Raw genomic sequence first — 22,961 nt, forward strand, 5'->3', positions numbered from 1 at the left:
GCTTTGGTCTGTGCAGGATTGACGACGCAGACCCGATAGCCCTTGTTGTACAAGAACTCGGCCAGCGCTTCATGGTAGATGCCGGTGGCCTCCATCACGATCAAGGCTGAAGGCTCGACATGCTTCTGCAGCCAGGCGTGGAACTCCTCGAACCCCTTGATTGCATTGGCCAGCTTGGCTTTGGTTTTATGTTTGCCGTTAGGCAGGTATTTGGCGATGTCAAAGGTGTGTTTAGCGGCGTCGACGCCAACATAATCGGACATGATCGTCTCCAATTGGATCAATTGTGATCATCACTGCACTCTGTCCAACCTTGCGAATGCGGGCTCTCGCCAGAGACGGGCCCAAGATACCGTTCGAACTATACGAGTGAGTGTGGAGGGTTGGAGCACGATCTACGTCGCAGGCTCTAGGCCTAAGGAGCTGCACGGCTTCCAGATCCCTCCCTCGATGATCAGTCGAGAACTATCGCTCCTGGCGGAGCGATAGTCGAGATACAAGGAGCTGCCGAAGGCTGCGATCTTTTTGCATTCAGCCAGGTTTTTCAGGGATGTTTGATGCTTTTGAGGCTCATCAACCCCGCCAGTGGCCAGTCACCTTCCAACTCGACCAGGCCTGCGGTGCCCACCCGCTGCAGTTCACGCCAGTGGCCGTGTTGCAGATAGGCAATCAGGTTGCTGACGAGCGGGTTATGGCTGACCAGCAGCACGTTGTCCAACGAGTCGAGCTCATCCACCACCGCCGGCGGATCGTTGTCGGGAGTCAGCCACTTCACGGTGCGGACCTCAGGCTCGAAGCCCAAGGCTTCGCGCACCAATTGCGCGGTCTGCTGTGCCCGCGCGTAAGGGCTGGCGTAGATCGCGCTGAGAGGTTGGCCGATGAGTTGCGCGGCGCTGCTCAGCACTTCCTTGCGACCATTCTCGGTCAGGTTACGCTCAGCGTCGCTACGGGCGTGGGGCTCGGCTTCGCCGTGACGCAGCACCCAGAGCTTCATAGCTTCGGCTCCTCGTCCCGTACCGGGTGCGGTGCCGGCGGTACGGCATGCGGCGTTTCGCCTTCCGGTGTACGCGGGGTCGGCCAATCGGCGAATGGCCAGGGCTTCTGGTCGCTGTGGAAACTGCCGAAGCGCCCGATCTGCGCCAGGAACTGGCTCAGGCTGTCGCCGAAGTTCATCAGGCTGGCACTGGGTGCACCGTAGATCAGCCGGTAGATGAGCTGCACCAGCACCACAGCGCCGAGCATGAATTGCGCCACTTGCCAGACCAACACGTACACCAGCATCCACAGGACGCGCAGCAAAATGGACTCATACCCGGCTTCGGATGTTGTGGATGGATCCTTCGGATCGTTCATGTCCCGCTCCTTTCCTGTCAGTTGAAACCACTGGTGGAGATAAAGTCGACATCGGTTTTCGGCTCACCACGCATCAACAACTCGATCACCTGATCAAGCGTGCGCCCTTCGAACAGAATCGCATGCAATCCGGCGACCAGCGGCATATACACCCCGACTTCCTGGGCCTTGGCCTTGAGCACCTTGAGAGTATTGACGCCCTCGGCGACTTCGCCCAGCCGCGTCACCGCATCCTCCAGGCTCAAGCCCTGCCCCAGGGCAAAACCCACCTGGTAATTGCGGCTCTTGGGCGAAGAACAGGTGACGATCAAATCACCCACCCCGGCCAGACCGAGGAAGGTCATCGGATTGGCGCCCTGGTTCACCGCGAACCGGGTCATTTCCGCCAGCGCGCGCGTAATCAGCATGCTCTTGGTGTTTTCACCCATGCCCAAGGCTACCGCCATGCCGGCGATGATGGCATAGACGTTCTTCAACGCACCACCCAGCTCGACGCCAAAGCGGTCGGCGCTGGCGTAAACACGGAAGGTGCGGCCATGCAGCGCCTCCTGGACGCGCTCGCAGAGTTCCTCGTCTTCGCTGGCGACCACCGTGGCAGTCAGCGCATGTTCAGCAATTTCCCGAGCCAGGTTCGGCCCCGACAACACGCCGATTCGCGCTTGCGGAGCGATTTCTTCGAGAATTTCGCTCATCAGCTTGAAGGTGTGCGCCTCAATGCCCTTGGTCAGGCTGACCAGCAATTTGCCGCTCAACAGCTCAGCATGCGGGGCCAGCACCGAGCGCAAGGCGCTGGACGGCAATGCGACAAAGCACAGATCGCAGTCGGTCAGGGTCGCCAGCAGGTCCGTGACCGGTTCTACCGTCGGGTGAACCTTGATGCCTTTGAGGTAACGCGGATTCTCGCGATTGACCCGAATAGCCTCGGCCTGTTCCGGGTCACGCATCCACAACCGCACGCCAAGACCGTTCTCGGCCAGCAGATTGGCCACGGCGGTACCAAAACTTCCGCCTCCCAGGACCGCAATAGGGCGCTGTTCAGTCATATGCAATCCATTAATCCATAGCAGTGGCGATATCGGCATTATACGGGGCAGTCCTCAGGCGGCCAGCCCTGCGATCAATTACTGGCAAATGACCGGATCTGACAATTTCACCCTATCATTTGCGGACCAGTCGACTGGCAAACCCGCCACGCTCGGTTAACATGCGCGGCAATTACCTGTTATCAAGGCTGTGCCGTGTATTTTGGCCCTCCCCCCTCTCGCTCACCATGGGTATCCATACCGTCAGCTATAGCCTGCGGCTGGTCAGCGGGATCACGCCATGGGCTCTACCCCAGCGCGGAGTTAGCGTTCTAGCATGGATCAATGCCAGTCATGGATGAAGCCACCCCTTGGCCGCCTCATCGGCTCAGTGTGCCTGGGGATCATCTGCCTGCTCGCCAGTCTTGCGGGCCGAGCCGCCGAGATTGTCCTGACGGGTGCCGAAGACAGCCCTGGCGTGCAGTCCTTCACTCGGGCCTTGAGCACTTTGCGGCCTGAAGATCGGGTGCGTTTCCGCTTGCTGGCGACCCTGCCGGCACCGAGTCAGCTGGCCTCGGGCACACGCCTGATCCTGCTCGACCTGCCAAGCCTCGAGTGGCGCCTGCAGGACGCCCAAGGGCCGGCGACCCTGGTGCTGCGCATCAATCGGCTGCAAGCCCGGCAACGTCTGAGCAACGATCTGCCCGCCGGCCTCTGTCTGCTGTGGAGCGACCCACCGCTGGACCGGCAATTGCGCCTGATCCACAGCATCCTGCCGCGAGCCCGGCGGGTCGGCGTGCTCTATGACCGCACCAGCGAATTTCTCTTGAGAGAGCTGCGTCAACACGCGCAACCGCTGGGACTGGAAATCGTCGCCGAGCGCTGGGAGAACACCGGTGACAGCCGTCCACTCCAGACCCTGATGAAAAAAAGCGACGTGCTGCTGGGTCTCGACGATAACGACCTGTACAACCCGAAAACCGCGAAGAATCTGCTGCTCAGCAGCTATGCCCGGCAGTTGGCACTGATCGGTCCCAATGCAGCGTTCGTCAAGGCAGGAAGCCTGGCCAGCACCTACAGTGATCAAAACGACTGGCTGGCCACCCTCGACACCTTGCTCGACCGCCCGACCAGCGACTGGCCGCGGGCGCTGTATCCGCAACATTTCAAAGTGGCGAGCAACCCGCAAGTGGCACGCTCGCTGGGTATCGAGCCGATTGACGAACAGTCTGTCGCCACCCGGCTGGCCGAAAGAGAGCAGCATCGCCCATGACCTTCCGTCGCCGTTGGGACATCAATACCCGCACCCAGATCATCAGCCTTGGCCCGGCTTTGCTACTGACCTTGCTGCTGATCAGCTTCTTTACCTTCGTGCGAATTCAGGATTTGCGCCAGGAGCTGAATCACACCGGCCAGCTGATTGCCAACCAACTGGCGCCCGCCACCGAGTACGGGGTGATTTCCGGCAACAACGAGGTGCTCGAAAGCCTCTTGAAGGCCACCCTGGCCACCCCGCACGTACGTTTCCTGGAGGTACAGGACAGCGCCAACAATATTCTGGTGTACGTCGAGCAGCCTTCGGAAGCCATCAACCGCTCGCAACAGGTTGAAGTGTTTCAGGCGCCGGTACGCCTGCAACGGATCCATCTGAACACTGATTTCTTCGAGAACGGCAAAGCGTCGGTCAACGCCCCGCGAGAGGATTACCTGGGTCGGGTAATTGTCGGCCTGTCGAACGATGCCTTCAGCCAACGCCAGCAGGAAATTCTGCTCAAGGCAGGCGTCCTGGCGCTGTTCGCGTTGCTGTTTACCTTTCTCCTGGCCAGACGCCTGGCCGCCAGCCTGTCGCAGCCGATCAGTGCCATGGGCAATGCGGTCAAGGCCATTCAACAGGGCGACTACAGTACCCCGCTGCCGATCGTCGACGATGCCGAGCTTGGCAACTTGTCACGGCATATCAACAACCTCGCCGACGGCCTCGAGCAAGCCAGCCGCGAACAGCATCAGGCAATGGCCCAACTGATCCAGACCCGCGAAGAAGCGGAAAAAGCCAACAACGCCAAATCCGACTTCCTCGCGATGATGAGTCACGAACTGCGCACGCCGATGAACGGCGTGCTGGGGATGCTGCAACTGCTCGAAACCACCGAGATGACCGAGGAGCAGATCGAATATGCGGCGCTGGCCTCGGAGTCCACCGAGCACCTGCTCAAAGTGATCAACGACATCCTCGACTTCTCGCGCATCGAGCGTGCGGCATTGGAACTGGAACATATTCCGTTCAATCTTGCCGAACTTATCAGCAGTTGCGCCCAGGCGTTCCAGCACAGCGCCGCGCAGCGTGGTCTCGATTTTGAGCTGCAGATTCCGGCCGGCATGGAGTCGCTGCGGGTCCAGGGCGATCCGACGCGGATCCGGCAGATCCTGGTCAACCTGATCGGCAATGCGCTGAAGTTCACCGAACAGGGCAGCGTGACCATCGAGCCACAGTGGCAATCCCTGGATCACCAGTTGCTATGGTTTACCTGCAGCGTACGCGACAGCGGCATCGGGATATCGGCGCAAAGCCTGGAGCAGATGTTCAATGCGTTCCAACAGGCCGACAGTTCGATTTCCCGACGTTATGGCGGCACCGGGCTTGGGCTGCCGATTGCACGTACCCTCGCCGAACGGATGGGCGGCACCCTGCGCGGCCAGAGTGAAGAAGGTCGTGGCTCGGTGTTTACCCTGGAGATCCCCTTGGCCCTGTACCAGCAGAGCCTGCCAGTGCTGCCACCTCGAGTGCATTCAACCAGTGCCCATGGCGAGGGCCGCAACGTACTGCTGGTCGAGGACAATCCGGTCAACCAGACCGTGATCGAAGCGATGCTGCGCAGCCTGGGCTTCACCGTCAGCATCGCCACCGACGGTGCGCAAGCCATTCGCAGCGCCGAGAGCCTGATATTCGAAGCGATTCTGATGGATTGTCGATTGCCGCTGATCGATGGCTATGAAGCGACCCGCCGGATCCGCCAACTGCCCGGCTGCGCCGAGCTGCCAATTATTGCCCTGACCGCCAACGCCTTGCAGGGCGATCGCGAGGCCTGCCTGGAAGCCGGGATGAACGATTACCTGGCCAAGCCGTTCAAACGCACTGATCTGCAGCAAATTCTGCAACGCTGGGTACACTAAGGTCTGTTGACGTTTAATAACAAACCAAACGTTAACAGACCCTGAAACTGAGGTTTCGACGATCTGTGACTGGCGTGAAATGCGAAAGTGCGGCAGTCTTAGGCACCCGAACAGGCCCATAAACAGGCCTGAATAAAAATTTCAGTGCACAAGTGTACATTCGTGCCCTTTGTGCTGTGACTTTCACTACAACGCAATAGTCTATGAGTAGGCTGTCGATTCGAGGCATGAACGCTTCGATCGGTCGGGAAGATTTGCCCCACCCTGCCGCATGGGACTATTGAGGAGCTCGCATGACCAAACAAAACGCCTTTACTCGGGAAGACCTGCTGCGCTGCAGTCGCGGTGAGCTGTTCGGCCCAGGTAACGCGCAACTGCCCGCCCCGAACATGCTGATGGTGGATCGCATCACCCATATCAGCGCCGAGGGTGGCAAGTACGGCAAAGGTGAATTGGTCGCCGAGCTGGATATCAATCCGGACCTGTGGTTCTTCGCCTGCCACTTTGAAGGCGACCCGGTCATGCCGGGCTGCCTGGGCCTGGATGCCATGTGGCAGCTGGTCGGTTTCTTCCTTGGCTGGCAGGGTTTGCCAGGCCGTGGTCGCGCATTGGGTTCAGGAGAGGTAAAATTCTTCGGCCAGGTCTTGCCGACTGCCGGAAAAGTGACTTACAACATTCAGATCAAGCGCGTCATGCGCGGCAAGCTGAACATGGCCATCGCCGATGGTTCTGTCAGCGTCGACGGCCGCGAGATCTATACCGCCGAAGGCCTTCGGGTCGGCGTATTTACTTCCACTGACAACTTCTAAGGGTTATCCGCATGCGCCGCGTCGTTATCACTGGTCTGGGCATCGTTTCGTGCCTGGGCAATGACAAAGAGACCGTCTCCGCTAACCTGCGTGCAAGCCGCCCTGGCATCCGATTCAACCCGGAATATGCCGAAATGGGTCTGCGTAGCCAGGTTTCCGGCTCCATTGACCTCGACCTTAAAGAGCTGATTGATCGCAAGACCTTTCGCTTCGTCGGCCACGCAGCGGCTTACGCCTACCTGGCCATGAAAGACGCGATCACTGACTCCGGCCTGACCGAAGAGCAAGTGTCCAACCCGCGCACCGGCCTGATCGCCGGTTCCGGTGGCGCCTCCACGCTGAACCAGATGGAAGCGCTGGACATTCTGCGCGAGAAAGGCGTCAAGCAAGTAGGCCCGTACCGCGTGACTCGGACCATGAGCAGCACTGTTTCCGCTTGCCTGGCCACACCGTTCAAGATCAAGGGTCTGAACTACTCCATCGCTTCTGCCTGTGCCACCAGCGCTCACTGCATCGGTAGCGCCATGGAACAGATCCAGATGGGCAAGCAGGACATCGTGTTCGCCGGCGGCGGTGAAGAAGAGCATTGGAGCCAGTCGTTCCTGTTCGACGCCATGGGCGCACTGTCCAGCAAGTACAACGAAACCCCGGAAAAAGCTTCCCGTGCCTACGACGCCAAGCGTGACGGTTTTGTCATCGCCGGCGGTGGCGGCATGGTCGTGGTTGAAGAGCTGGAACACGCTCTGGCCCGCGGCGCGAAGATCTACGCGGAAATCGTCGGCTACGGCGCGACCTCCGACGGCTACGACATGGTCGCTCCAAGCGGCGAAGGCGCCATCCGTTGCATGCAGATGGCCATGTCCACCGTCGATGGCCCGATCGACTACCTGAACACTCACGGCACTTCGACTCCGGTCGGTGATTCCAAGGAGATGGAAGGTGTCCGCGAAGTGTTCGGCGACAAGGCTCCGGCCATCAGCTCCACCAAGAGCCTGTCCGGTCACTCCCTGGGTGCCGCCGGCGTTCATGAAGCGATCTACTGCATGCTGATGATGGAAGGCAACTTCATGGCCGGCTCGGCCAACATCGACGAGCTGGACCCAGCCGTCGCTGACATGCCGATCCTGACCAAGACCCGCGAGAACGTCACGCTCAACAACGTGATGAGCAACAGCTTCGGCTTCGGTGGCACCAATGCCACCCTGGTCCTGAAGCGCTGGCAGGGCAAGTAATCTGCCTCTGAAAAAACGGCACCTGCGGGTGCCGTTTTTTTTGCCTGTTTTTTTGTACGACCTTGTAATACCAACTGATCTAGTCAACGATGCCAGTTGGCCTTCGTCCCTAGTCTTGTGCCCTGGACCCTGCCCCTTTTCCTGAATGTTCGGGACTAAAGTTCGCGCACTTTACCCAAACAAGACGTGATGACAGCAGGGTTCTCGCGGACGCTGCTGCACTCTCGGCAAAAAGGGACGCCATGCCAGAATATGATCGCGCCGGAATCGGACGCCGTGATAACCCCAAGCGATTGCACAGCGCCTGGCTACTCAGGGTCTCTTCGATTACGGTTTTCTGCCTTTTCACCGCCGCTCCCGGATACAGTCAGAATTTGCCGAATCCGCCAGGCGCGGCCGACGTCGCAAAGGTGACGGTGCATCAGGCGCAGCAAAGGGTTTCCAGGGCCACCCTCGAAGCAGTTCGCTGGAGCGGCCCGGTATCCGGCCCGTCTGCCCGGCGCGGCAAGAGCATCGCCTTGGTCGCGGAAGATTTACGTAATGGGGGGATTGTCGGAGTCGCGCAGGGTGCCCGTGAGGCGGCTACGGCGATGGGCTGGACGCTGAAGATATTCGATGGCGGCGGATCAACGGCCGGGCGCGCGAAGGCTTTTGCCGATGCCTTGGCAGCAAAACCCGACGGGCTGGTTCTGTGTGGCTCCGATGCTCTCGAGAACACTGCGGCGCTGACTCCGTTCGCCCTCCAGGGTGTGCCAGTGGTTGGCTGGCACGCTGGCGCGCAGCCCGGACCGATTCGTGGCACGCCGGTGGCGATGAACGTCACCACTGACCCACTGGAAGTGGCTCGCCTCACCGCCATGGCGGCAGTGGCACAGTCAAACGGACAGGCCGGTGTGGTCATCCTGACCGACTCCCGATACAGCATCGCCACAGCGAAAGCCCAGGCCATGGAAAGCGTGATCCGGGCCTGTCAGGAATGCACATTGCTGGAAGTACGCGATGTCGCGATCTCGCAAAGCAGCGAGCAGATGCCTGCGCTCACTCGGGAACTGCTTCAGCGCTATGGCAAGCGCTGGACTCATACGCTGGCCATCAACGATATCTATTTCGACTACTCGATTGTCGCCTTGACCGGTGCCGGGATACCCAGTGACGGCATGAGTCTGCTGTCTGCCGGGGATGGCAGTGCTTCGGCGTTTTTACGTATACGGGCAGAGACCTATCAAACCGTCACCGTCGCCGAGCCGCTCAACCTGCACGGCTGGCAGGTGATGGATGAATTGAACCGGTTGTTTGCGGGGCAGCCAGTAAGCGGCTTCGTGGCACCGATTCACCTGGTCAATATCGACAATATCGCTTTTGACGGCGGGAAGAAGTTTCAGTACGACCCGGACAATGGTTACCGAGATATCTACCGCCACCTTTGGAATCCCTGACAGTGGACGTGACTTCCCGGCTCACAAGCCTGTATCGCCAGCTGCTGCCGCAATCGTTGCGGGCGCAGTTCACACTGGCTTTTCTGGCATTGGCGCTGCTGATCCTGGCCGGTGGCGCGACTGCGGTCTACGCGTTGCGGACCTCAAACAGCGCCACCCGCCAGCTGACGGATGAGCGTCTGGTCCGTATGCAATATGGACAGGACATGGTGCAGAACACACTGCTGATCGAACGCCAGACCGATCAACTACTGACGACCCGCTCATTCCAGACCCTGCATTCAACCTATGCAGCGACCGTCGAACAGCTTGAAGCACTTGATCGGCTGGTATTGCAGCTGACGGCCGCGAACAATGGCGTAGCCATACTCGACGTGCATCAGTCGAGCCAGTTGTTCCGCAATACCGCCAACATCGTGGCACAGCTGCGAGAAAGCAAGTTGCAAACCGAAGTCAGGTTCGAGCAAAGCCTGCAGGAGCGCATCGTCCAATTAACCGCAACCCGAACCCAGGCCAGCATGGGACTGGCGGTGGTACTCTTTGACCTGCCGCGAGCCAGTGATAGCAAGGCCGTACAACTGCTGCAGAGCCGGTTCGAAAGCCTGTCACGAACGGCAGGCAGGTTACCCGTGGCGCACCTGGACACACCTGATCTGTTCTCCCTGCGCCTGAGGATCATCAACCAGCACGATGTCATACAGCGTTTCCATGAGGAACTGAGAAATCAGGCAGCAATGCTGGTCGCGGTGGCCCGAACGCAATCGAACGCTTACACCCAAGATTATCGCGAAGCCGTGCAACGCTTGGTCGAGGCCTCCAATCGAAGCCAGCAATGGGTACTGATCATGTTGGGCGCCAGTCTGCTGTTCGCCTGGTTCGTGACCCGCGTTTTCATGGGCCGCCATGTACTCGCGCGGCTGAATGAAATAAGCCGGCAACTGCGTCAGGAGCACATCGACGACGCGCAATTGATGATGGCCAAGCACGGCGAGGACGAGATTGGCAACATGGCTCGCGCGGTGAATCAGTTCCTCAAAAACCGTCACCAGCTGGAAAGAAAAACCACCCAACTGAGTACCGCCACCGAGCGCCTCGCGGTGCAAAACACCCAATTACAGCAAGAAGCCGTGATCCGCGCCGGACAAGGTCAAGTCCTCGAGCTGATCGCCAGAAGCACCGAGCTCGAAGAAGTCCTCGACAGCCTTGCTCACCTGATCGAGTCCCAGCTGGAGGGCATGATGGTGTCCATCCTGCTGCTCGACGAGGACGGCACGCACCTGCGGCATGGAGCAGCCCCCAGTCTACCGAAGGCCTACACCCAGCTCATCGATGGGGTCGCGATCGGTCCGAAGGTCGGTTCGTGCGGCACCGCGGTGTATCGGCGAGAACCGGTCATCGTCACGGATATCGAGCAAGACCCGCTGTGGGAGGAGTACCGTTCACTCGCTGCGCCTTATGGATTTCGCGCCTGTTGGTCAACGCCGATTCTGTCCCATGAGCGCAAGGTACTGGGTACATTTGCCTTGTACTCCCAAACTGTGCGCAGCCCGACCACGACCGAGACGCAACTGATCGAAATGGCGACGCACCTGGCCGGCATCGCAATAGAGCGCCAGCACACCGAACAGCGCATCCGTTTCATGGGTGATCATGACGCGCTGACCGGGCTGCCGAATCGCACACTGCTCGAAGACCGTCTCAAGCAAGCGATCCTTTACGCTCAGCGCTACAACCGTCTGGTGACGGTGGTGTTCCTCGACCTGGATAAATTCAAACTGGTGAACGACAGCCTGGGACACAGCGCCGGAGACCAGTTGCTGAAAACCGTCGCCCAGCGAATGCTGGAGTGCGTACGCCGTTCCGACACGGTGGTACGACTCGGTGGCGACGAGTTTGTGATCATCCTGTTCGACCAACCCTCTAACCTCGACGGCATTACGCCAGCCGTGCAGAAAATCCAGGAAGCTATCCTCCAGCCGATTCAGCTCAGCGGGCATACACTCCACGTCACTTGCAGCATCGGGTTGGCCTCCTACCCTGCCGACGGCACGGATACCGATACCCTGCTCAGCAATGCCGACGCCGCCATGTACCGGGCCAAGGAATTGGGTCGTAACAGCTACCAGTTTTATACCCATGAGATGAACAGCAAAGTTCAGGGCAAGCTCGCCATGCAAGATGGGCTTCGAAATGCACTCAACCATAACGAGTTCCTGTTGCTGTACCAGCCGCAGGTGGATTTACAGTCGGGTCGGATTATCGGCGTGGAAGCACTGATCCGCTGGCAGCACCCCTCGCTCGGCATTGTTTCTCCGGTCAAATTCATTCCACAGGCCGAAGAGACTGGTTTGATTGTACCCATCGGCGACTGGGTGATTCACACCGCGTGCAGACAGAACAAGGCCTGGCAAGATGCGGGCAGACCGCCGATTACCATTTCCGTGAACATATCAGCTCGCCAATTCATCGAAAGGGACCTGATCGATCGGGTGAGAAATGCCTTGCAAGAGTCCGGACTGGACCCGATGTACCTTGAGCTGGAACTGACTGAAAGCCTGATCATGCAAGACCTTCAGCAAGCCGTCTGCAAGATGAAGGAACTGCAGGCGATGGGGATCCGTCTCTCGATCGACGACTTCGGTACCGGTTATTCCAGCCTCGCTGCGTTGAAAAGTTTTCCAATCGCTCGACTGAAGATCGACCAGTCTTTTGTGCGTGACCTCCCCGCCAACGAGAATGACAAAGCCATTGCCACCGCAGTGATTTCGCTTGGACACAAACTGAATCTCAAGGTCATTGCTGAAGGTGTCGAAACCGAAGAGCAGAAAATCTTCCTTCGTGAAAACGGCTGCGATGAGATGCAAGGCTACCTGTTCAGCAAAGCCGTCAGCGCAGAGCACATCAGTCAATTGTTGCGCACTCCCCGGCGGTCTCGACCGGGGCTTGTGCAACATCATCAGACCTGACCCTGGCTCACACCGAAAACCGCGCCGCCAGCGTATTCAAGTCGACTGTCAGTTGCGACAACTCCAGGCTGGGCGCAGGGGTCTAGCGCACGGTAAAGCGCTGTTGTGCCAGCAACCGGTCGCCCTGGAACACCATGAAATGCCACTCGCCGGGGATCACTTCATGGCTTTCGGTGAATTCGTAGGCCATTACGTCCTGGGGTGCGCCGGGCAACAGTTTCTGAGTCACTTCGATTTTATCGTGCCGTTGGCCGTCCGGGGTGCGGATACCCGGTGTGAAGTAGAGCAAGGTCAACGGCAGGTCTTCAGCCACTTTGCCGGACAGTTGATAACGCAGGCCGAACTTGGTGCCGAGTTTCGCCGGGACGATTTCTGTCTGTTCGATCGCCTGGTTGTTGCGGCGCAACACCCGCTCACCTGACTGCAACTCGGCTTTCGGGCTTTCGAAAACCCCGTATTCCACCGGACCTTGCACATGAACTTCGGCACTGGCCAGGCCACTGATCATCAGCGCCGCCAGAGCGGTTAAACGGGTGAGGTGCATATCGCGCTCCTTGATTGAGATGGGCGCGAGGTTATGACGCAGGCGTGACAGGTTGATGACAGATGCGAGTTCCCCTGCTCCCACAAAGGACGGTGTTCACTTCATGGAAAGCCGCGGCAGGATCGCCAGGAAGTTATCCCGCGCCACCTTGCGCGCCACGTCCTCCGGCAAGGCATCCAGAAACGGATCAAAGCTTTGCAACTCCTGGCCCAGCTTGTTGAAGCGCCCCACCACGTCCGAGCCCAGCATGAAACGCTCCGGGAAGCGCTTCACCAGCTTTAGCCATTGCGGTCGAGGCTGACCCGCATCGTCCAGCAGATAAGGCGTGAGCACGCTCCAGGACAGGTCGATGTACAGATTCGGATAGGCTTCGAGCATCCGCGTCAGAGTCGGCAACAGAAAGTCCATCTGCGTCTGATGCCGATGGATTTCCACACTGCTTCCGGCATGGGCCCAGATAAACCGTGTATGGGGATGATTGCGCAACGGTTCTTCAACTTCCGCCAGGTACAACGGATTTTTCTCACGCTTGGAAGTGATGTTGGAATGCAGCAGCACCGGCAGATCGTTTTCCGCTGCAAGGTGGTAGATCCGCGTCATCGCCTCGTTATTCGCCCGCGGGGTATCGCCGGTCGTCAATGCGGTCAGGTCATCGTGACGGGTAAAGACTTCGCCGATGCCTTGCCACAGACCCGGATTGAGATCGAGCATGCGCTGGATATGCGCAGCGGAATTCTTGTCGTTGGGATTGAAACCCGAGAGAAACGGATGAAAGCGCGGACGCTGTTCGGGGGTCAGTTTGTTCACCGCCGCAGCGACAATCACATCAGTGGCGCTGTACCAGTAGGCATCAGCGTCGTCACCGGCGTAATAACGCGGACGCTTGGGTTCGTCTTCATGCCATTTCTTGGCCACCGGGACCCCGGCAATCATCACATGCTCGATGCGGTTGTCGGCCATGGCCTTGAGCAATGTGTCCATGCCGGCAGACTCCTGGAAGAAGTCGACGTAATGCAGGTGCGCGTCGCTGTAGGCATATTCGCGGGCGTCGGCAAAGGCGCTCGAAAGGACCAACAGCCAAGCGCAACTCAAGCGGGTCATCTGCACGAGCTATCTCCAGAGGGTATGAGCAGGATAGACCCCACCCTGCAAGCGAGGGTTCAGTGGCAAAGAAAGTGGAACGCCTGTCGGAGCAAATGTTCTATAACTGAATGCTGTTTCCTGCCGCGATCCCTTGCCGGGGCGCGACCTTTCTCACTGCCTATGAGGTTTAACATGACCGTTACTGTCAATACCGAATCCAGCGAAGGCTTTCGTCACAGCATCCAGGTCGACGATCACGAATTCTTTACCGACCTGCCCAAGGCCCAGGGCGGCGAAGGCTCCGCACCGGAACCCCATGATTACTTCGACGCCGCGCTGGCTGGCTGCAAGGCCCTGACCCTCAAGCTGTATGCGCAGAAAAAAGACATCCCGCTGACCGGGGTCACTGTCGAAGTCAAACATGACAACAGCCAGGAGCAGAAAGGCAAGTACGGCCTGCAGGTCAAGCTGACCCTCAAGGGCGTGCTGACCGACGCCCAGCGCGAAGAACTGCACCGTGTGGCTGACCGCTGCCCGGTGCACAAGCTGATGACCAGCAGCGAAGTCAGCATCGAGACCATTTTGTCCGAAGGCGCGTTCAGCCAGTAGCGGCAACTGCCTTCTCAGCGGGTTATGCTCCCGGGTATAACCCGCTGAACCTGGAATACGCCATGAACACACCGACTGTGATCCGCCCTCGCGCCGAGGATGTCGAAGGTCAACCTATTCTGCGTCCGCTGCCGTCGGCCAAGTGCCGCAGCGTCGGACCCTTCGTGTTTTTTGACCATATGCTCCAGACCCGCTATCCGGCGGGCAAAGGCATGAACATCCGTCAGCATCCGCATATCGGCCTGTCGACTCTGACCTATCTGTTCGAAGGGGAAATCCAGCACAAGGACAGCCTCGGCTCGGATCAACGGGTGAAACCGGGCGAGGTCAGCTGGATGACGGCGGGCAGTGCCATTGCCCATGTCGAGCGCACCCCGGAATCCCTCAAGGCCAGTGGCTTCAGCATGCATGGCTTGCAAATCTGGCTGGCCTCGCCGAAAGAACACGAACAAGGCCCGGGCCATTACAGCCACTACCCGGCCGACAGCCTGCCGGTCAGCGATAACCTCGGGGTGCAGATCCGGATGATTGCCGGTTCAGGCTTTTGCCTGGAGTCTCCGGTACCGGTGCTCTCCCCTACCCTGTACGCCGAACTGCGCCTGCAGACGGCAACCACGCTGCTGATCCCCGATGAGCACGAAGAACGCGCGCTGTATGTGCTTGACGGTGACGCACAGCTGGATGGCGAGCCCGTTGAAGCACATTCGCTGGTGGTTTTGCCTGCCGGGGAAGTCATGACCCTGTTCGCGCAAAGCGATTGTCACGCAGTGCTGTTTGGCGGCGCCCCGATGGACGGGCCACGGCGGATCAACTGGAATTTTGTCGCCAGCGATCCCGCGCTGATCGACCAGGCCCGCGCACGCTGGGCGGCCGGGGATTGGCCGACAGTGCCGGGAGAGACTGAGCGGATCGAGTTGCCTGTGGGTCGAGCCGCGCCGACACCGCTCTAAATGTAGAAAGCCAGCGGCCCTAAAAAATCGCAGCCTGCGGCAGCTCCTACATGGACCGGGTTGGCGCCGATTCTTTTGTAGGAGCTGCCGCAGGCTGCGATCTTTTGATCTTTATGCGTCGAAACCGAAATCAGCCCTTGAACACCTCATCCAGTAAATTGTGCATCGACAAAAACGCCCGGCTTGCGGTCCTGGCGTCATACATCATCTTGCCCGGCATATTGGCCTGCGGATCGGTGAAGGAATGCACCGCGCCGCCGTAGCTGAGCAGTTGCCAGTCGACACCGGCGGCATTCATCTCGTCTTCAAAGGCCGGTAGCTGTTCCTTGGGAACCAGCGGATCGCTGGCCCCGTGCAGCACCAGCACCGAACCTTTGATGTTCTTCGCATCCGCCGGATCAGGCGTATCCAGGGTGCCGTGAAACGACACGGCGGCTTTCAATGGCGCGCCGGTGCGGGCCAGCTCCAGTGAGCAGCAACCGCCGAAGCAGAAACCGAAGGTCGCCAGTTTCGAGCTATCAACAGCCGCTTCGCCCTGATGTTGCAGCGCCTCGAACGCCGCCTGCATACGCTTGCGCAGCAAGGCCCGATCATTTTTCAATGGCATCATCGCCGCGCCCGCTTCATCGGCATTTTGTGGGCGAAGCGCCTGACCATAAAGATCGGCAATCAACACCACATAGCCTTTGCCGGCTACCGACTCGGCAATTTCTTCGGCCCCCGCGCCAACACCCATCCAGTTTGGCGCCATCAGCAGGCCCGGTCGCGGGTCCTTCCGGCTGGCATCAAACGCCACACGACTTTCATAGGGTTGGCCATCGATCTGGTAGACCACGGAACGAACAATGACTTGGCTCATTTCAGACTCCTGTTAACGGATCAGCAGATAAAAAAAACCCGCCGAAGCGGGTTTTTTTAACAACCTTGTTAAACCGACAGCTCAACCAGCAACTTGTTCAACCGGCGGACATAGGCGGCCGGGTCTTTCAAGCTGTCCCCGGCGGCCAGGGCAGCCTGATCGAAGAGAATGTGCGAGAGGTCGCCGAAACGCTCTTCGCCCTGCTCGTTGTCGAGTTTCTCGATCAACGGGTGAGTTGGGTTGAACTCGAAAATCGGCTTCGAATCCGGGACTTTCTGGCCGCTGGCTTCGAGGATCTGGCGCATCTGCATGCCCAGGTCCTGCTCGCCGATCGCCAGGATTGCCGGAGATTCGGTCAGCCGGTGGGAAACCCGTACTTCGCTGACAGCCTCGCCCAACGCGGTTTTGATGCGTTCGACCAGTCCTTCTTTGGTCTTCGCGACTTCTTCTGCAGCTTTCTTGTCCTCTTCCGAGTCCAGATTGCCCAGGTCCAGGTCGCCGCGCGCCACGTCGACAAAGCCCTTGCCGTCGAAGTCGCTGAGGTAGCTCATCAGCCACTCGTCGATACGATCGGTCAACAGCAGCACTTCGATGCCTTTCTTGCGGAAGACTTCCAGGTGCGGGCTGTTCTTGACCTGCGCGTAGGTTTCGCCAGTCAGGTAGTAGATCTTGTCCTGGCCTTCCTTGGCACGAGCCAGGTAGTCGGCCAGTGCAACCACTTGCTCGCCGCCCTCTTCGTGAGTCGAGGCAAAACGCAGCAGGCCGGCGATCTTCTCTTTGTTGGCGAAGTCTTCAGCCGGGCCTTCTTTCATGACCTGGCCGAAGTTCTTCCAGAAGCCCTTGTATTGCTCAGGCTCGTTCTTCGCCAGTTTTTCCAGCATGTCGAGCACACGCTTGGTCAGCGCCGACTTCATGGAGTCAATGATCGGGTCTTTCTGCAGGATTTCCCGCGACACGTTCAGCGACAGGTCGTTGGAGTCGACAATGCCCTTGGTGAAGCGCAGGTACAGCGGCAGGAACGACTCGGCCTGATCCATCACGAACACGCGCTGCACGTACAGCTTCAGGCCTTTCGGCGCTTCACGCTGGTACAGGTCGAACGGGGCGCGGGTCGGTACGTAGAGCAGCGAGGTGTATTCCAGCTTGCCTTCGACCTTGTTATGGCTCCAGCTCAGCGGGTTCTCGAAATCGTGGGCGACGTGTTTGTAGAACTCCTGGTATTCCTCGTCTTTCACTTCAGTGCGAGGGCGAGTCCACAGGGCGCTGGCGCGGTTGACGGTTTCCCATTCAAGCGCTGGTGCCTCTTCGCCTTCTTTGGCAGCCTGTTCTTTCGGCAGCTCGATCGGCAACGCGATATGGTCGGAGTACTTCTTGATGATATTGCGCAGTCGCCAGCCATCGGCGAACTCGTCTTCACCGGATTTCAGGTGCAGCACGATGCGGGTACCGCGATCGGCTTTCTCCAAGGTCGCGACGTCGAACTCGCCATGGCCCTTGGACGACCAGTGCACGCCTTCGCTGGCAGCGAGGCCGGCACGGCGGCTGAACACCTCGACTTTATCGGCAACGATGAACGCGGAGTAGAAACCGACACCGAACTGACCGATCAGGTGCGAATCTTTTTTCTGATCGCCCGAGAGGTGCTTCATGAAGTCGGCGGTGCCGGACTTGGCGATGGTCCCCAGGTGGGTGATCGCATCTTCGCGGCTCATGCCGATGCCGTTGTCTTCGAGGGTGACGGTTTTAGCGTCCTTGTCGAAGCTCACACGGATTTTCAGCTCGGCGCCACCTTCCAGCAAATCTGGCTTGGACAGCGCCTCGAAACGTAATTTGTCGACTGCGTCAGAGGCGTTCGAGATCAATTCGCGAAGGAAAATTTCCTTGTTGGAATACAGCGAATGGATCATCAGGTGCAGCAGCTGCTTTACCTCGGTCTGGAAGCCCAGGGTTTCCTTTTGAGTTTCCACGCTCATGGTCATCAAACTCCAATTGGATGGCATTGGCCGCGCCCTGCATGGGTGGCGGCGGGATGTCATCAAAGTTGGGGGCTAAGACGAGGATTTCAAGACCCTGGTGTCTCTTCAATCTTGAAATGTGCGCGAGCCGTGGCGATAGGCTCGGCCTCAGTGGTCTGCCACGCAGTGATTGCCACGTTGGCCACGCGTCGGCCCTGACGGCAGACCTGGCATTTGGCAAAAGTGTCGCGAAACTGCCCGGCACGCAGGTAGTCGAGGGAAAAGTCGATAATCTTCGGCACCCCGGGCGACCCGGTGAAGACCAGCAGATGCAGGGCCGCGGCGAGCTCCATGAACCCGGCAATGACCCCACCATGGATGGCTGGCAATATAGGATTACCAATGTTGTCCTTGTTCGCCGGCAGACGAAACAGCAACTCATCTCCCAGTCGCGAGCACTCGACTCCAATCAGTTTGGCATAGGGGATCCACTCCAGCAGTGCGGCGTAATCGCCCTGCGCATGAGCCTGTTGCAGTTGTTCCTTGAATGTGTCCGTCATACCGCACCGCCACTGATTGCGCCGCCAAAAACTTTTGTTCCTTTAATGCCCTTGCCCATGCGCATAAAGGTACCCACTACATGAGCGATCGGTTGCTCAGGGTCATCCTGATAGGCAAAGCCGCGAGCGAATATCACGTCGGTAGTCACTCGATAGCACTGGGCAAAGCCATAAACATCCTTGTGGGGTTCAGCGGGATGCATGTAGTCAATGCGCAGGTCGAGGGTCGGACAAACCTCGAATTCCGGTAATACGCACAAGGTCGCCATGCCACAGGCGGTGTCCATCAGGGAAGTAATTGCGCCTCCGTGTATTACTCCGGTGAGCGGATTGCCGACTACGTGCGGGCTGTAAGGCAGAATCAGCGTGATGCCGTCCGTCGAGGCGCTGGAAACGCCGATCCCCAGCACCTGACAGTGCCTAAGGGCCGACAGGAAGCGCGTCGCGCGTTCAAAAACAAGGTTTTGCGGCATTTGGTTAACTCTCTTCTTAGTATCGCTGTGGTGCAATTATCGATTCAGGTAAAAGTTCCATGATCGGCGGTCTTAATATATCTATGCCTTTCAAGGAACTTAACCTGTGAGCCTGTGCTCGAAAGGCCAGAAGATATCTTCACTAAGGAGAAACACCCCATGCGTAAGACTTTAGCTATTGCCTTGATGTTGACCGCTACCCTCGGTCTCGCTGCCTGCGATAAAAAATCCGAGGACAAAGCTCAAGATGCAGCCAAACATTCTGAGGAAGCTCAGCAAAAAATGAACGAAGCTCAGGATAAAGTGAACGACGCTGCGAAAGAAAACGCCGAAGCTGCCAAAGCTCAGGCTGAATCGAACAAAGCAGCTACCGAAGAGACCGCTCCGGCAACGGCGCCTAAAACCAACTAATCCGGTTTTAGCTCGTCCAGGTAAAGCCCGCCTTGTGCGGGCTTTTCTTTGTCCGCAAATTGTTCAGATCAGAACAGTGCGAAAAGTTGGACTAAGCATCAATAACAGCGTGCAGACAAATCCGATACCCCAAACCAGACTGCGCTGCCAGGCCAGGTCCGTCCAATAGCAGAGCAGGTAAAGCACCCGGGCGATCACGAAGATGATTGCCAACAAATCGATCAGCCATCCCGCCGTCTGCGTGGTGTGCGCCATCAACACCCCCGCCGCGAACAGCATGAAGGCCTCGAAACTGTTTTGATGGGCTGCCAGTGCGCGAGCCCCGAAACCGGTCAATTGTGCCTGCTGGTTGCGCGGCGAATGGTTGTCATAACCGCCCAGCGCCTGCATTTCCCTGGCGACCGGAATCTTGGCGATGATAATCAGCAGCGCGCTGATAAACACGCACCAGAACGGAATACTCATTAGTTGATCTCCTTGACCACCTCGGGCAAAGGCGCCTCAGTAGGGGTATAGACCATGACATCCAATACGTCGGAATGAAATTCCCGGCGATACAGCACGAACACCACCCCGGCACTCATCAGCATGAACAGCCAGGGGCTGACGAACCAGGCCAGCATGGTCATGCCGAAGTAGTAAGAGCGCAGACCGAAGTTGAACTGGTTGGCAGCCAGCGAGATGACTCGCGCGGCACGCATGGCAAACGCCTTGCGCTCCTGTTCGGAGACATGCCGCTCGCCAATCATTGGCGCCGAGCCGACCAGAATCGCCGCGAAGTTGTACTGGCGCATGCACCAGCTGAACGTAAAGAAGGCATAGACAAAGACTACCGCCAGGCACAGCAGCTTGATCTCCGACATGCCTTGAGAGGCCTGTTGCACCATTGGAATGTCCGCCAGCAGTGACACCGCCCGCTCGGAAGCGCCGAGCACAGTGAGAATACCGGCCAGGATAATCAGGGTGCTCGAGGCAAAGAACGACGCATTACGCTCCAGATTGCCGATCACACTGGCATCGGCAATGCGGTTGTCACGCAGCAGCATGCGGCGCATCCAGTCTTCGCGATATAAATGCAGCACACTGGCCAGGCACGCGGTGTCGCGGCCCTTCCACGTGGCATAACGGGTATAGCCGCCCCAACAGATGACGAACCAGAGCGCGGCGAGGATGTGGATCAGATTCGCGTGAATGAACGACATGCAGGTCCTTGTGATGTAGATACGGATGGCCGGTAACCTGTGGGAGCGAGCTTGCTCGCGATTGCGGACTATCAGTCAAAATCGATCTGAATGTCAGGCCCTCATCGCGAGCAAGCTCGCTCCCACAAAGGGCTTTGCAGTGCTTCGACGTTAGCGCAAGGAAAAAGACACTGCCTCACGCCCATAAAAAATGCCCCGTATCGATTGATACGGGGCATTTCTGTTTTTGCTTGAGACCCGCTTGTGGCGGATCTTAAAGCTTAAGCCAGGGCTTCGGCGCGCTTACCGAGCAGACGATCGCAAACCACAGCGACCACCAGGGTCATCACCGCCGGCACCAGCCAGGCCAGGCCTTGCTCGCTCATCGGCAAGTGCGACAGCTGGCTCGGCATCCAGTCCGCCAAACCCGCGCCCTTCAGCGCGTCGATCAGGCCGAACAGGAACGATACCAGCATCACCGGGCCGACGATCCGCCCCTGCTCATGCCAGAAGTCCTTGCAGAAGCTCAGTGCAACCAAGGCGATGCACGGCGGGTAGATCGCGGTCAGTACCGGGATCGAGAACGCGATCAGTTTGGTCAGGCCCAGATTGGACACCAGCAGCGAGAACACCGCCAGGATGATCACCAGCGTCTTGTAGGACAGTGGCAGGACCCGGCTGAAGTATTCGGCGCAGGCGCAGGTCAGACCAACCGCTGTCACCAGGCAGGCCAGGGAGATCAGCACCGCAAGAAAACCGCTGCCCAGGGAGCCGAAGGTGTGTTGCACATAAGCGTGCAATACGGCCGCGCCGTTGGCGGCACCCGCGGCCACTTCATGGCTGCCCGAACCGAGACGGAATAGGCTGACGTAAACCAGCGCCAGACCCACACCGGCAATCAACCCGGCGATGATCGCGTAACGGGTAATCAGCGCCGGCGACTCGACACCACGGGAACGAATGGCGTTGACGATGACAATGCCGAACACCAGCGCACCGAGGGTATCCATGGTCAGGTAACCATTGATGAAGCCTTGGGAGAACGGCGCGGCAACGTATTCCGGGGTGGCGGTGCCGACGTCACCGGCTGGCAAGGCAAATGCCGCAATACCCAGTGCCGCCAGCGCAATGATCTTCATCGGAGCCAGGAAACGCCCCACGGTATCCAGCAGGCGGCCCGGGTACAGCGAAATGAAGAACACCAGCAGGAAGTACACCGAACTGTAGAGGAACAGCGCCAGCGGGCTCTCGCCGGTCAACGGCGCCAGGCCCACTTCGAAGGATACGGTGGCGGTGCGCGGTGTGGCGAACAATGGACCGACGGCCAGATAGCACACCGCAGCCAACAAACCGCCCGCGACTTTGCCGATCGGGCTGCTCAACGCATCCATCGCGCCACCGACCTTGGCCAGGGCAACCACGGTGATCACCGGCAAACCGACCGCGGTGATCAGAAAGCCCAGCGCCGCCATCCAGACATGAGGCCCGGACTGCAAACCGACGATAGGTGGGAAGATGATGTTGCCGGCCCCGACGAACAGGGCAAACGTCATAAAACCAAGTGCCAGGATGTCCTGGCCTTTCAACACTTTCATTAAGGAAATACCACACTACTGAATCGGAATTTAGAGGGGGATTTCCCTATGGGTGAGGGAAATGCTGTCGGTCCGTATAGGACTGACCCGTTAAGCGCGCAGCTTCCTTGTGGGAAGCGGACGCAAAAATGGCTGCTAGCCTAACGAATTTGAGCGAAAAACGCACTGTTAGGGTGCGAACTGTCCGATATACGACATTTCAATGTCGCGTTTACATACTAAAAAGATCAAAAGATCGCAGCCTTCGGCAGCTCCTTGTATCTCGACTATCGCTCCGCCAGGAGCGATAGTTCTCGACTGATCATCGAGGGAGGGATCTGGAAGCCGTGCAGCTCCTTAGGCCTAGAGCCTGCGACGTAGATCGTGCTCCAACCCTCCACACTCACTCGTATAGTTCGAACGGTATCTTGGGCCCGTCTCTGGCGAGAGCCCGCATTCGCAAGGTTGGACAGAGTGCAGTGATGATCACAATTGATCCAATTGGAGACGATCATGTCCGATTATGTTGGCGTCGACGCCGCTAAACACACCTTTGACATCGCCAAATACCTGCCTAACGGCAAACATAAAACCAAAGCCAAGCTGGCCAATGCAATCAAGGGGTTCGAGGAGTTCCACGCCTGGCTGCAGAAGCATGTCGAGCCTTCAGCCTTGATCGTGATGGAGGCCACCGGCATCTACCATGAAGCGCTGGCCGAGTTCTTGTACAACAAGGGCTATCGGGTCTGCGTCGTCAATCCTGCACAGACCAA

General features: G+C 58.6%; 23 protein-coding genes. 10 read left to right on the plus strand and 13 right to left on the minus strand.

The genetic code is table 11. From position 1 onward, the window contains the following. The 4 genes from F8N85_RS32425 to F8N85_RS32440 all read right to left on the minus strand — a co-directional run. Positions 1–263 (minus strand): IS110 family transposase (locus F8N85_RS32425; protein WP_150802186.1); only part of this gene is annotated, 263 nt, incomplete at its 3' end. A gap of 281 nt (positions 264–544) precedes the next feature. Then, positions 545–994, minus strand: coding sequence for a phosphohistidine phosphatase SixA (sixA, locus tag F8N85_RS32430; protein WP_150807502.1), 450 nt, complete (start codon positions 992–994; stop codon positions 545–547). Next, positions 991–1,353: a DUF4389 domain-containing protein gene (locus tag F8N85_RS32435; protein WP_150807503.1), complete on the minus strand. Its 363-nt coding sequence runs from the start codon at positions 1,351–1,353 to the stop codon at positions 991–993. The genes sixA and F8N85_RS32435 overlap by 4 nt, the downstream gene beginning before the upstream one ends. A 17-nt stretch (positions 1,354–1,370) precedes the next feature. After that, the gene (locus tag F8N85_RS32440) at positions 1,371–2,396 is read right to left on the minus strand and encodes an NAD(P)H-dependent glycerol-3-phosphate dehydrogenase (RefSeq protein ID WP_150807504.1); all 1,026 of its coding nucleotides are present in this window, start codon (positions 2,394–2,396) and stop codon (positions 1,371–1,373) included. 337 nt (positions 2,397–2,733) lie between these two features. Between F8N85_RS32440 and F8N85_RS32445 the strand changes: the two genes are divergently transcribed. From F8N85_RS32445 to F8N85_RS32470, 6 genes are all read left to right on the plus strand, one after another. Then, a complete protein-coding gene (locus F8N85_RS32445; RefSeq protein ID WP_224795795.1) occupies positions 2,734–3,648 on the plus strand; it encodes an ABC transporter substrate-binding protein in 915 nt (304 codons plus the stop codon). Further along, a complete protein-coding gene (locus F8N85_RS32450; RefSeq protein ID WP_150807506.1) occupies positions 3,645–5,546 on the plus strand; it encodes an ATP-binding protein in 1,902 nt (633 codons plus the stop codon). Before F8N85_RS32445 ends, F8N85_RS32450 begins: the two co-directional genes overlap by 4 nt. Before the next feature lie 293 nt (positions 5,547–5,839). Beyond that, entirely contained in the window at positions 5,840–6,355 is a 516-nt protein-coding gene (fabA, locus tag F8N85_RS32455; RefSeq protein WP_150644156.1) for a 3-hydroxyacyl-[acyl-carrier-protein] dehydratase FabA, read from the plus strand. An 11-nt stretch (positions 6,356–6,366) separates the two neighbouring features. Beyond that, positions 6,367–7,587, plus strand: coding sequence for a beta-ketoacyl-ACP synthase I (gene fabB / locus F8N85_RS32460; protein ID WP_150807507.1), 1,221 nt, complete (start codon positions 6,367–6,369; stop codon positions 7,585–7,587). 416 nt (positions 7,588–8,003) lie between these two features. Beyond that, a complete protein-coding gene (locus F8N85_RS32465) occupies positions 8,004–9,023 on the plus strand; it encodes a substrate-binding domain-containing protein (protein ID WP_224795796.1) in 1,020 nt (339 codons plus the stop codon). Beyond that, entirely contained in the window at positions 9,011–11,989 is a 2,979-nt protein-coding gene (locus tag F8N85_RS32470; protein ID WP_150807509.1) for an EAL domain-containing protein, read from the plus strand. The genes F8N85_RS32465 and F8N85_RS32470 overlap by 13 nt, the downstream gene beginning before the upstream one ends. Before the next feature lie 82 nt (positions 11,990–12,071). Here F8N85_RS32470 and F8N85_RS32475 read toward each other — a convergent pair whose 3' ends face one another. Beyond that, entirely contained in the window at positions 12,072–12,533 is a 462-nt protein-coding gene (locus F8N85_RS32475) for a DUF3859 domain-containing protein (RefSeq protein WP_150807510.1), read from the minus strand. A 96-nt stretch (positions 12,534–12,629) separates the two neighbouring features. Beyond that, positions 12,630–13,634, minus strand: coding sequence for an amidohydrolase family protein (locus F8N85_RS32480; RefSeq protein WP_224795797.1), 1,005 nt, complete (start codon positions 13,632–13,634; stop codon positions 12,630–12,632). 174 nt (positions 13,635–13,808) lie between these two features. Here F8N85_RS32480 and F8N85_RS32485 point away from each other — a divergent pair, with 174 nt between their 5' ends. Continuing rightward, positions 13,809–14,225 (plus strand): OsmC family protein, encoded by a 417-nt coding sequence (locus F8N85_RS32485; protein ID WP_150807512.1) that lies wholly within the window; start codon positions 13,809–13,811, stop codon positions 14,223–14,225. Positions 14,226–14,287: 62 nt separating this feature from the next. Continuing rightward, entirely contained in the window at positions 14,288–15,175 is an 888-nt protein-coding gene (locus F8N85_RS32490; protein ID WP_150807513.1) for a pirin family protein, read from the plus strand. Positions 15,176–15,305: 130 nt separating this feature from the next. Here F8N85_RS32490 and F8N85_RS32495 read toward each other — a convergent pair whose 3' ends face one another. The 4 genes from F8N85_RS32495 to F8N85_RS32510 form a co-directional block, all read right to left on the minus strand. Then, positions 15,306–16,034, minus strand: a complete 729-nt coding sequence (locus tag F8N85_RS32495) for a dienelactone hydrolase family protein (RefSeq protein WP_150807514.1) — start codon at positions 16,032–16,034, stop codon at positions 15,306–15,308. Positions 16,035–16,102: 68 nt separating this feature from the next. Next, positions 16,103–18,007: a molecular chaperone HtpG gene (htpG, locus tag F8N85_RS32500; RefSeq protein ID WP_150807515.1), complete on the minus strand. Its 1,905-nt coding sequence runs from the start codon at positions 18,005–18,007 to the stop codon at positions 16,103–16,105. Between the two features lie 89 nt (positions 18,008–18,096). Beyond that, on the minus strand, positions 18,097–18,549 hold the full coding sequence (locus F8N85_RS32505; RefSeq protein WP_150807516.1) for a PaaI family thioesterase: 453 nt from the start codon (positions 18,547–18,549) through the stop codon (positions 18,097–18,099). Further along, positions 18,546–19,022, minus strand: a complete 477-nt coding sequence (locus F8N85_RS32510) for a PaaI family thioesterase (RefSeq protein ID WP_150807517.1) — start codon at positions 19,020–19,022, stop codon at positions 18,546–18,548. The genes F8N85_RS32505 and F8N85_RS32510 overlap by 4 nt, the downstream gene beginning before the upstream one ends. Before the next feature lie 159 nt (positions 19,023–19,181). Here F8N85_RS32510 and F8N85_RS32515 point away from each other — a divergent pair, with 159 nt between their 5' ends. Continuing rightward, positions 19,182–19,433 (plus strand): hypothetical protein, encoded by a 252-nt coding sequence (locus F8N85_RS32515; RefSeq protein WP_150807518.1) that lies wholly within the window; start codon positions 19,182–19,184, stop codon positions 19,431–19,433. Between the two features lie 63 nt (positions 19,434–19,496). Here F8N85_RS32515 and F8N85_RS32520 read toward each other — a convergent pair whose 3' ends face one another. The 3 genes from F8N85_RS32520 to brnQ form a co-directional block, all read right to left on the minus strand. Next, entirely contained in the window at positions 19,497–19,898 is a 402-nt protein-coding gene (locus F8N85_RS32520; RefSeq protein ID WP_150807519.1) for an MAPEG family protein, read from the minus strand. After that, positions 19,898–20,635 (minus strand): DUF599 domain-containing protein, encoded by a 738-nt coding sequence (locus F8N85_RS32525; RefSeq protein WP_150807520.1) that lies wholly within the window; start codon positions 20,633–20,635, stop codon positions 19,898–19,900. Before F8N85_RS32525 ends, F8N85_RS32520 begins: the two co-directional genes overlap by 1 nt. Positions 20,636–20,895: 260 nt before the next feature. Continuing rightward, the gene (brnQ, locus tag F8N85_RS32530; protein ID WP_150807521.1) at positions 20,896–22,209 is read right to left on the minus strand and encodes a branched-chain amino acid transport system II carrier protein; all 1,314 of its coding nucleotides are present in this window, start codon (positions 22,207–22,209) and stop codon (positions 20,896–20,898) included. A gap of 492 nt (positions 22,210–22,701) precedes the next feature. Here brnQ and F8N85_RS32535 point away from each other — a divergent pair. Continuing rightward, positions 22,702–22,961: IS110 family transposase (locus tag F8N85_RS32535; protein WP_150806867.1), on the plus strand; the 260-nt coding region annotated here is incomplete at its 3' end.

It is taken from the genome of Pseudomonas fluorescens, assembly GCF_902497875.1.
GTDB classification, from domain to species: Bacteria; Pseudomonadota; Gammaproteobacteria; order Pseudomonadales; family Pseudomonadaceae; genus Aquipseudomonas; species Aquipseudomonas fluorescens_BR.

What these genes read in the sequence shown, in the direction of transcription:
- F8N85_RS32505 (WP_150807516.1), bottom strand. Translation starts at nt 18,549, where the DNA reads ATGACGGACACATTCAAGGAACAACTGCAACAGGCTCATGCGCAGGGC.
- F8N85_RS32445 (WP_224795795.1), top strand. Translation starts at nt 2,734, where the DNA reads ATGAAGCCACCCCTTGGCCGCCTCATCGGCTCAGTGTGCCTGGGGATC.
- F8N85_RS32450 (WP_150807506.1), top strand. Translation starts at nt 3,645, where the DNA reads ATGACCTTCCGTCGCCGTTGGGACATCAATACCCGCACCCAGATCATC.
- F8N85_RS32440 (WP_150807504.1), bottom strand. Translation starts at nt 2,396, where the DNA reads ATGACTGAACAGCGCCCTATTGCGGTCCTGGGAGGCGGAAGTTTTGGT.
- F8N85_RS32435 (WP_150807503.1), bottom strand. Translation starts at nt 1,353, where the DNA reads ATGAACGATCCGAAGGATCCATCCACAACATCCGAAGCCGGGTATGAG.
- sixA (WP_150807502.1), bottom strand. Translation starts at nt 994, where the DNA reads ATGAAGCTCTGGGTGCTGCGTCACGGCGAAGCCGAGCCCCACGCCCGT.
- htpG (WP_150807515.1), bottom strand. Translation starts at nt 18,007, where the DNA reads ATGAGCGTGGAAACTCAAAAGGAAACCCTGGGCTTCCAGACCGAGGTA.
- fabA (WP_150644156.1), top strand. Translation starts at nt 5,840, where the DNA reads ATGACCAAACAAAACGCCTTTACTCGGGAAGACCTGCTGCGCTGCAGT.
- F8N85_RS32510 (WP_150807517.1), bottom strand. Translation starts at nt 19,022, where the DNA reads ATGCCGCAAAACCTTGTTTTTGAACGCGCGACGCGCTTCCTGTCGGCC.
- F8N85_RS32525 (WP_150807520.1), bottom strand. Translation starts at nt 20,635, where the DNA reads ATGTCGTTCATTCACGCGAATCTGATCCACATCCTCGCCGCGCTCTGG.
- brnQ (WP_150807521.1), bottom strand. Translation starts at nt 22,209, where the DNA reads ATGAAAGTGTTGAAAGGCCAGGACATCCTGGCACTTGGTTTTATGACG.
- F8N85_RS32495 (WP_150807514.1), bottom strand. Translation starts at nt 16,034, where the DNA reads ATGAGCCAAGTCATTGTTCGTTCCGTGGTCTACCAGATCGATGGCCAA.
- F8N85_RS32515 (WP_150807518.1), top strand. Translation starts at nt 19,182, where the DNA reads ATGCGTAAGACTTTAGCTATTGCCTTGATGTTGACCGCTACCCTCGGT.
- F8N85_RS32475 (WP_150807510.1), bottom strand. Translation starts at nt 12,533, where the DNA reads ATGCACCTCACCCGTTTAACCGCTCTGGCGGCGCTGATGATCAGTGGC.
- F8N85_RS32485 (WP_150807512.1), top strand. Translation starts at nt 13,809, where the DNA reads ATGACCGTTACTGTCAATACCGAATCCAGCGAAGGCTTTCGTCACAGC.
- F8N85_RS32480 (WP_224795797.1), bottom strand. Translation starts at nt 13,634, where the DNA reads ATGACCCGCTTGAGTTGCGCTTGGCTGTTGGTCCTTTCGAGCGCCTTT.
- fabB (WP_150807507.1), top strand. Translation starts at nt 6,367, where the DNA reads ATGCGCCGCGTCGTTATCACTGGTCTGGGCATCGTTTCGTGCCTGGGC.
- F8N85_RS32520 (WP_150807519.1), bottom strand. Translation starts at nt 19,898, where the DNA reads ATGAGTATTCCGTTCTGGTGCGTGTTTATCAGCGCGCTGCTGATTATC.
- F8N85_RS32490 (WP_150807513.1), top strand. Translation starts at nt 14,288, where the DNA reads ATGAACACACCGACTGTGATCCGCCCTCGCGCCGAGGATGTCGAAGGT.